At 68.1% G+C, this 8,529-nt stretch carries 6 protein-coding genes and 1 tRNA gene; 6 read left to right on the forward strand and 1 reads right to left on the reverse strand.

All coding sequences use genetic code 11. The features are described from left to right. The first annotated feature begins 131 nt into the window (after positions 1–131). From topA to E3O50_RS16700, 6 genes are all read left to right on the forward strand, one after another. The gene (topA, locus tag E3O50_RS16675; protein WP_134558207.1) at positions 132–3,125 is read left to right on the forward strand and encodes a type I DNA topoisomerase; all 2,994 of its coding nucleotides are present in this window, start codon (positions 132–134) and stop codon (positions 3,123–3,125) included. Then, positions 3,122–3,784: a dTMP kinase gene (gene tmk / locus E3O50_RS16680; RefSeq protein WP_241975214.1), complete on the forward strand. Its 663-nt coding sequence runs from the start codon at positions 3,122–3,124 to the stop codon at positions 3,782–3,784. Before topA ends, tmk begins: the two co-directional genes overlap by 4 nt. A 50-nt stretch (positions 3,785–3,834) precedes the next feature. After that, complete coding sequence (locus E3O50_RS16685; protein WP_134449654.1) at positions 3,835–5,094, forward strand: DNA polymerase III subunit delta'; 1,260 nt, start codon at positions 3,835–3,837, stop codon at positions 5,092–5,094. An 88-nt stretch (positions 5,095–5,182) separates the two neighbouring features. Beyond that, positions 5,183–6,778: an alpha/beta hydrolase gene (locus E3O50_RS16690; RefSeq protein ID WP_241975213.1), complete on the forward strand. Its 1,596-nt coding sequence runs from the start codon at positions 5,183–5,185 to the stop codon at positions 6,776–6,778. Positions 6,779–6,853: 75 nt separating this feature from the next. Then, on the forward strand, positions 6,854–7,492 hold the full coding sequence (locus E3O50_RS16695) for a TetR/AcrR family transcriptional regulator (protein ID WP_134449652.1): 639 nt from the start codon (positions 6,854–6,856) through the stop codon (positions 7,490–7,492). A 52-nt stretch (positions 7,493–7,544) separates the two neighbouring features. Further along, positions 7,545–7,617, forward strand: a tRNA-Thr gene (locus E3O50_RS16700). A 51-nt stretch (positions 7,618–7,668) separates the two neighbouring features. On the opposite strand, the gene E3O50_RS16705 is transcribed toward E3O50_RS16700, so the two are convergent. Continuing rightward, positions 7,669–8,241: a hypothetical protein gene (locus E3O50_RS16705; RefSeq protein WP_134449651.1), complete on the reverse strand. Its 573-nt coding sequence runs from the start codon at positions 8,239–8,241 to the stop codon at positions 7,669–7,671. Positions 8,242–8,529 lie beyond the last annotated feature (288 nt).

An 8,529-nucleotide genomic window follows, 5' to 3' on the forward strand; every position in this document is an offset into this window, starting at 1 on the left:
TCCTCACCCAGGCGAGGCTGGCAAGCCCCAAAGCCCTGTGTGACGTGTGGCCGATTAGGTGGGCACCATCTTTCTGTGTGTATGGTGTGCCTTGGCCCTTCAACGGGCCGATACCTATAAAGAGGAGTCTGGTGCCAGGCGCTAAGAAGCTGGTCATTGTCGAATCGCCGACAAAAATGAAGTCGATCGCCGCGTATCTCGGCGACGGCTACGAGGTCCTGTCCTCGGTCGGCCACATTCGGGACCTGATCGAGCCAAAAAACCTGCCCCCTGAACTGAAGAAGGGGCCCCTCGGCAAGTTCTCCGTCGACGTCGACAACGGCTTCGAGCCGTATTACGTCGTGTCCGACGCGAAGAAGAAGACCGTCGCCGAGCTCAAGCGGGCGATGAAGACGGCCGATGAACTCCTGCTCGCAACTGATGAGGACCGCGAAGGCGAGGCCATCGCCTGGCACCTCCTGCAGGTCCTCCAGCCCAAGGTCCCCGTGAAGCGCATGGTGTTCCACGAGATCACCAAGGAAGCGATCCTCAAGGCCAAGGACAACACCCGCGACCTCGACACGGCCCTCGTCGACGCGCAGGAGACCCGGCGCATCCTCGACCGCATCTACGGCTACGAGATTTCCCCCGTGCTCTGGCGCAAGGTCGGCCCTGGCCTCTCCGCCGGTCGCGTGCAGTCCGCCGCGACCCGCCTCGTCGTCGACCGCGAACGCGAACGCCTCGCGTTCGTCTCCGCCGGCTACTGGGACCTCTCGGCCCAGCTCGCCTCCGGTACGGCGCGCGAGGATGCCGCTTTCCAGGCCAAGCTCGTGCGCCTCAACGGCGAACGCATCGCCTCCGGCGGCGACTTCGACGATCTCGGCCGCCTCAAGCCCAAGGTCACGGCGACGACGCTCGATGAGGCATCCGCCCTCGCCGTCGCCGACGCGCTCAAGGAACCGAGCGTCGCGATCACCGTGACCAAGGTCGCCTCCAAGCCGTACCGTCGCAGCCCGGCCGCCCCGTTCACGACATCGACCCTGCAGCAGGAAGCCGCCCGCAAGCTGCGCTTCACCGCCCGGCAGACCATGAGCGTCGCCCAGTCGCTCTACGAAAACGGCTACATCACCTACATGCGTACAGACTCGCCGTCGCTCTCGCAGCAGGCAATCACCGCGGCCCGCAACCAGGCATCCTCTCTCTACGGCCCCGAAACGGTGCCGGCCCAGCCGCGCCTCTACAAGGGCAAGAGCAAGAACGCGCAGGAGGCCCACGAGGCCATCCGCCCGTCCGGCGATACCTTCCGCACGCCCTCCTCGCTCGCGAACACCATCCGCGGTAACGACTTCCGCCTCTACGACCTGATCTGGAAGCGCACGGTCGCCTCGCAGATGGCCGACGCGACCGGTTCGACCGCGTCCGTCACCATCGCGGCAGGCCCGACCGGCGTCTCGCCGCACCCCGCGGCGTCCGGCGTGCTCGCCGAGTTCTCCGCGAGCGGCACGGTGATCACCTTCCGCGGCTTCATGCTCGCCTACGAGGAATCCCGCGACGAAGAGCGCAACGCGCCCACCGACCCGACCGAGTCCAAGCTGCCGCCGCTCGAAGAGGGCCAGTCGCTGTCCCTGCTCGAGGTCGAGGCCAAGGGCCACGAGACCACCCCGGCCGCCCGGTACACCGAGGCGAGCCTCGTCAAGAAGCTCGAAGAGCTCGGCATCGGCCGCCCGTCGACGTACGCCTCGATCATCTCCACGATCACCGACCGCGGCTACGTCACCCCGCGCGGCCAGTCGCTCGTGCCGAACTGGATCGCCTTCTCCGTGGTGCGCCTGCTCGAGGAATACTTCACCGATCTCGTCGAATACGACTTCACCGCCGAGATGGAAGACGACCTCGACCGCATCGCCGACGGTAAGGCCGACCGCGTCGACTGGCTCAACAGCTTCTACTTCGGCTCCGAGAAGCACCGCGGTCTCCGCCAGGTCGTCGACAACCTCGGTGAGATCGACGCCCGGTCGATCAACTCGATGCCGATCGGTGACGACATCACCCTCCGCATCGGCAAGTACGGCCCCTACCTCGAGGTCATCGACCCTGCCGCCGCAGCGGATGCCCCGCCGCGCCGGGTGAACATCCCGCCGGACCTCGCACCCGACGAACTGACCCCCGCGAAAGCACGTCAGCTCATCGACGCGCCCGTCGTCATCGACCGCGTCATCGGGGTCAACCCGGAGACCGGCAAGAACATCGTCGCCAAGGACGGTCGTTTCGGCCCGTACGTGACCGAGCTCGACCCGGCGCCCGCCGAGCCCGCCGTCGTCGAACTCGTCGAGACCCAGACCGAGTCCGCCGGCGAGACCATCGACCCGCTCACCGGTGAAGTGACCCAGCTGGTCGACGCCGGCGCTCCCGCAGCGAAGCCCAAGCGCAAGCCGGCCGCGAAGAAGATCGCCCCCGCCGACAAGCCGCGCACCGCCTCGCTATTCAAGTCGATGGACCTCGCGACGATCGACCTCGAGACCGCGCTCCGGCTGCTCGCCCTCCCGCGCGTCGTCGGCCTCGACCCCGAAACGCAGACCGAGATCACCGCACAGAACGGCAAGTTCGGCCCGTACCTGAAGAAGGGCGTCGACACCCGCTCGCTCACGAGCGAGGACCAGATCTTCGAGATCGACCTGCCCGGAGCGGTCGAACTGTACAGCCAGCCCAAGTACGGTGCGCGGCGTGCGTCGAGCGCCCTCAAGGAATTCGAGACGCCCGACCCGGACAGCGGCAAGGCGATCAAGATCAAGGACGGCCGATTCGGCGCCTACGTCACCGACGGTGTCACGAATGCGACGATCCCGAAGGCCGAGACGGTCGAAGAGGTCGATTTCGACCGGGCCGTGCAGCTCCTCGCCGACAAGCGCGCCAAGGGACCGGCCGTCAAGAAGGCGCCCGCGAAGAAGGCCCCCGCCAAGAAGCCGGTCGCCAAGAAGCCCGCCGTGAAGAAGCCCGTCGTGAAGAAGGCCACCGCTACGAAGACCACGGTCATCAAGACCGCAGTCCGCAAGCCGGCCGTCACCAAGACAGGGACCTCCACCAAGACCGCGACGACCAGGACTGCAGCGACGAAGACTCCCGCGGGTTCGACCACCCAGTCGTGACCGCAGCAGACGTGACCGGGGCGGCCTCCACTGAGGCCGCCCCGACCGGCCTCTTCATTACCCTCGAGGGCGGCGACGGTTCGGGCAAGTCCACCCAGGCCCGGCTGCTCGCCGAGTGGCTCGGTGAGCAGGGCCGCACGGTGCTGCGCACCCGGGAGCCCGGCGGCACCGTCGTCGGCGTCGAAATCCGTGAGATCGTCCTGCACCACACCGGCGAGGTGTCCCCGCGCGCCGAGGCCCTGCTCTACGCGGCCGATCGCGCCCAGCACATCGCCACTGCCGTGCGTCCGGCGCTCGCCCGCGGGGACGTGGTGGTCCAGGACCGCTACCTCGACTCATCCGTCGCCTACCAGGGCGCGGGGCGGGTACTCGGCGCCTCGGAGATCCGCGAGCTGTCGCTCTGGGCCGCGGAAGGCCTGCTGCCCGAGCTCACCATCCTGCTCGACCTCGATGAGACCGTCGCGCGCGGCCGGCTCGACGCCGCCAACAAGCGTTTCGACCGCCTCGAGGCCGAGAAGGACGACTTCCACGGGCGGGTGCGTGCTGCGTTCCTCGACCTCGCCCGCGCCGAGCCCGACCGTTTCCTGGTCGTGGATGCCGCGCGCCCGGTCGACGAGATCGCCGCGGCGATCCGCGCCCGCGTAGCCCCCCTGCTCTGACCTCGCAGGCGTCTGGGCGGGATGTCAGCGGCGACCGGTACCCTGAGGGAATGAGCGTGTGGGACAACCTGACCGGCCAGGCGGATGCGATCGCGATCTTCCGCGCCGCCGCCGCGCCGCAGCAGAGCGCGGTTGACGCCCCCGCGAGCACCGCCGGCAGCACCGCCGGGAGCGCCGCCGGGAGCACCGCCGGCAGCACCGCCGGCAGCAGCGCCGTCGCCTCCGGCTCCTCGGCTTCGAGCACCTCCGCGTCCATGACGCACGCCTGGCTCATCACGGGCCCGCCTGGTTCGGGCCGGTCCAACCTGGCCTTCGCCTTCGCCGCCGCCCTCCTCAGCCCGGGAACGCCAGCCGAAGACGCGACCGCCGAACGGCTCGTGGAGGCCCGCACCCACCCCGACCTCGTCGTGCTCGCCACCGAGGGCGTCATCATCAAGATGGAATCCGTCAAGGAGGCCGTCAAACGCTCCCAGTATTCGCCCTCGGTCGGCCGATACCGGGTCATCGTCGTCGAAGACGCCGACCGCATGGTCGAGCGCACCTCCAATGTGCTGCTCAAGGCCCTCGAAGAGCCGCCGGAACGCACCGTGTGGATCCTCTGCGCCCCGAGTGAGGCCGACCTGTTGCCGACCATCCGGTCCCGGGTGCGCACGGTCAGGTTGCGCGTCCCGAGCGTCGCCGACGTCGCCGCGCTTCTTGTCGCGCGCGAGGGGGTCGACCCTGTCATCGCCGAGCGCTGCGCCCGCGAAGCACAGAGCCACATCGGCATGGCGCGGCGGCTGGCCACGAACCCCGAGGCCCGCGAACGGCGCGAGGAAACCCTGAAGGCCGCGCTCGGCATCCGTGGGGTGTCGCACGCAGTGAACGCCGCGGCGCGACTGCTCGCGATCGCCGGTGACGACGCGAAGGCGATCACCCTCGAGCGGGACGCCGCCGAACGCGAGGGTGTGCTCCGCTCCCTCGGCGTCGAGCCCGGCAAGTCGGTGCCGCCCGCGCTCCGCGGCCAGATCAAGGCGCTGGAAGACGACCAGAAACGGCGGGCCACCCGGAGCCTGCGCGACGGGCTCGACCGGATCCTCGTGGATCTGACCTCGCTGTACCGGGATGTGATCATGGTACAGTTCGGCCGCGAGAATGAAGTGATCAACCGCGAGCTCCTCGTCGGAGTGCGCGCCGCAGCGGCGGCGTGCGCGACCGTCACGACGCTCGCGACACTGGACGCCATCGCGATCGCGCGGCAGAGAATTGAATCCAATGTGGCACCGGCCCTGGCCCTCGAGGCAATGCTGGTGTCCGCCATCCGGCGATGAAGCGATGACTACGACGATGCCACCGCCCACGCGCGGCGCTCGTAAGAGCCTGAACCGCCTGCATGACCAGACCAGTAAAGAGGAACCGTTGACCACACGCATCCGCCAGCGCCCGGCGTCGAACGGCCCGGTGTCGAATGGCACCCGGACGCGCCACCCGGCCGCCCGCCGCTTCGCGATCCTGGCCGCCGCCGTCGTCGTCACGATGGGGCTCAGCGGATGCGTGCCCGCGTTCCTGCCGCAACCCTCGGCCTCGACGTCGTCCCCCACCGGGGAGAGCGTCAGCAGCGCCCTCGACCCGTTCTACAACCAGGTGCTCACCTGGACCGACTGCGGTAACAGCCTGCAGTGCACCACCGCGAAGGCCCCGCTCGAATGGAGCGCGCCCGGAACCGACACCGTCGACCTCGCCCTCGTGCGGCACGTCGCGACCGGCACCCGGGTCGGCTCGCTCCTGGTCAACCCCGGCGGTCCCGGCGGCTCCGGGTACGACTTCGTGAAGGGGTCCCTCGACTACGCCACGGATGCGAAGCTGCAGGCCGGATTCGACATCGTCGGGTTCGACCCGCGCGGCGTCGGGCGCTCGTCAGCGGTGAAGTGTTTCGGGGCTGCCGAGATGGACCAGTACCTGTACGCCATCCCGACAGCAGCCCGCGGCACGGATGCCTGGATCCAGGAGGTCGAGAAGTCCTCGACCGACTTCGGAGCCGCCTGCGCCACCAACACCGGCGCCCTCCTCGCCCACGTCGACACCGTGAGCGCTGCCCATGACCTCGACATGCTGCGTGCCGTGCTCGGCGATGCCCAGCTCAACTACCTCGGCTATTCCTACGGCACCTTCCTCGGCGCCACCTACGCCAACCTGTTCCCGGACAAGGTCGGCCGCCTCGTCCTCGATGGAGCCCTCGACCCGTCCACGAGCAATGCCGAGGTGACCCGGGTGCAGGCCGTCGGCTTCGAGAGCGCGCTACGCTCCTACCTCGCCGATTGCCTGGCTGGATCGAAGTGCCCGTTCAACGGCACCGTCGACCAGGCGATGACCACCATCTCCGCGCTGCTCGACTCGGTCGACCGGAGCCCGATCGCCGCGAGCGATGGCCGGATGCTCGGCGCCAACACGCTGCTGACCGCCATCATCTACCCGCTGTACCAGGCGTCGGCGTGGCCGAACCTGAGCGAGATGCTGTCGAGCGTGATGCAGGGCAACACCAAGATCGCGTTCCAGTTCGCGGATGCCTACAACGGCCGTAACTCCGACGGGACATACCTCGACAATTCGACCGAGGCCTTCCTGGCGATCAACTGCCTCGACTACAGCTACAACGACGACCCGGCCGTGATGCGCGCCGACGCCGCGGCCATCGAGGCCGCAGCGCCGGTCATCGGCAAGTACATGGCCTACGGCGACACCGGCTGTGCGAACTGGCCGGACAAGTTCACCGGAACCCGCGCCGAGATCCACGCGCCGGGAGCGGCGCCGATCCTCGTCGTCGGCACGACGAACGACCCGGCGACCCCGTACGTGTGGGCGCAGAGCCTGGCCAGGCAGCTCGACAGTGCGCAGCTCGTCACGTACGCGGGCGAGGGGCACACTGCGTACAACAAGTCCAATGCCTGCGTGAACAACGCGGTGGACTCATACCTGCTGCAGGGGACGGTGCCGGCCACCGACCCGAAGTGCTGATGTGCGGGGGCGGCCGTGCGGCATCCGGTGACGACTCGAGGACTGCACATTTGCGCGCCGTGTAAGAATGTGACCATGGTGGATGTTGCGGAAGAACCCGGCCTGCGTGAACGGAAACGTCTGGCGACCCACCGGGCCATCCAACTCGCTGTGCTCACGCTCGCGTCCGAGCGCGGGGTCGACAAGGTCACCGTCGAGGACATCAGCCGGATCGCCGATGTGTCCCCGCGCACCTTCTTCAACTACTTCCCGTCGAAGGACGCCGCCCTCGCCGGTGACGATCTCACCCTCGGTTCCGAGGCGGAGATCGAGGACTTCGTACACAGGAGCCCCTCCGGTGACATCCTCGCCGACCTCGCGGTGCTGCTCTCGACCAGCGTGCAGAATTCCCAGGATGACCGGGAGATTCACCATCTGCGGCGTCAGGTGATGAAGGAGAACCCCTACCTGTTCGGCATGCGGATGGCTACCCTCCGCAGCTTCGAGGGACACCTCGACGACGTGATCAGCCGGCGCCTCGCGGCGGACGATCCCGTGCTCGCCGCCGACCCGATCGCGTTGCACCAGCGCGCCCTGCTGCTCACGCTCGTCGCGGTCGCAGCCCTGCGACACGCCTGGCGCTGCTGGGCCGAGGGAGACGAGTCGGAGCCGCTCGCCGATCGGGTGCGGGCGTCGTTCGCGGGGCTGTACGAATTGACCCTCCGGACCAGCTAAGCTTTGTTGCTGTGTCACCGCGCGTTTCCGGAAAGAAGCATTCGGGCGTCACGCCGCCTTAGCTCAGTTGGTAGAGCATCTCACTCGTAATGAGAAGGTCGTCAGTTCGATTCTGACAGGCGGCTCCCTTTCCTCATCGCCCGGCCCACTCTCTTCGTGCTGCCCATGTGCTCGTGCTATCGGTCTGCGAGGAGCAGGTTGAGTCGCCTTCCCGCCGGCGCGGTTTCCTTGTTCGTGCCCATCAGCTGGGCATCGTTCAAATAGGTGAGGTCGTCGACGGTGATGCCGAATCGGGCGGCCACGTCGGCGCGGTATTCATTCGTTGCGGCGGTATAGCCCGCGGGCCTGCCGTCGATGACGTCGACCGTGCCCCGGGCGCCGGGCGTCGCACCGGAGTCCACGGGGTTGAGGTAGCCGCGGAGCGGCGCGAAGGTCCAACGGATGTCGGCGCGCGCGACGACGGCCTCACGGCAGTCCGGGTCGGTCGTGTCCGGTTGGGCGGGGGTTGTGACCAGAATGACCTGGTCGATTCCGCTGGGATCTCCGCTGAGGATGCTGAGGTCACCCCAGCCGTAGGCGCCGCTTCCGCTCGTGAACGGCCCGAAGTCCATGCGGAAGCCGCTGTCGTAGCAGGTTTGGTTCGCCGGTATGGGCTGGGTCGCGGTCACCGCGTCGACCGTTGCCGCTGCCGGAGTGACGAGGTCATCGATGTGGAGCGTGAGCTCGGTTCCGTGGAAATCGAACCTCACATTGCCGGTAGTACCGTTGTCGGACGTCAGCGTGCCCGTTCCGATGGTCCCGGTCGGGAGCGTCCCCGGAACGCCAGGTTGTGTTGCCGGTGAATCCGCGGATGCAGACGGCGTTGGGGCTGGCGTGCCGATGGCCCCGCCGCTCGAGCTGCCGTGAAATCAGCGTGGCGAGCCATCTCGTTGCCGCGACCTCCCTACGTGTCAGGGTGAGTTGAGGCGGGTAGCTCAGAGCAAGTTCGCCGTTTGACGTAGGGCGAGAATCAGGAAGTCCCACCATGTCCAGTCCCT

The organism is Cryobacterium sp. MDB1-18-1 (genome assembly GCF_004402735.1).
Lineage (GTDB): Bacteria > Actinomycetota > Actinomycetes > Actinomycetales > Microbacteriaceae > Cryobacterium > Cryobacterium glucosi.

Coding starts and splice junctions, on each gene's coding strand:
- E3O50_RS16685 (WP_134449654.1), top strand. CDS start 3,835: ATGAGCGTGTGGGACAACCTGACCGGCCAGGCGGATGCGATCGCGATC.
- E3O50_RS16695 (WP_134449652.1), top strand. CDS start 6,854: ATGGTGGATGTTGCGGAAGAACCCGGCCTGCGTGAACGGAAACGTCTG.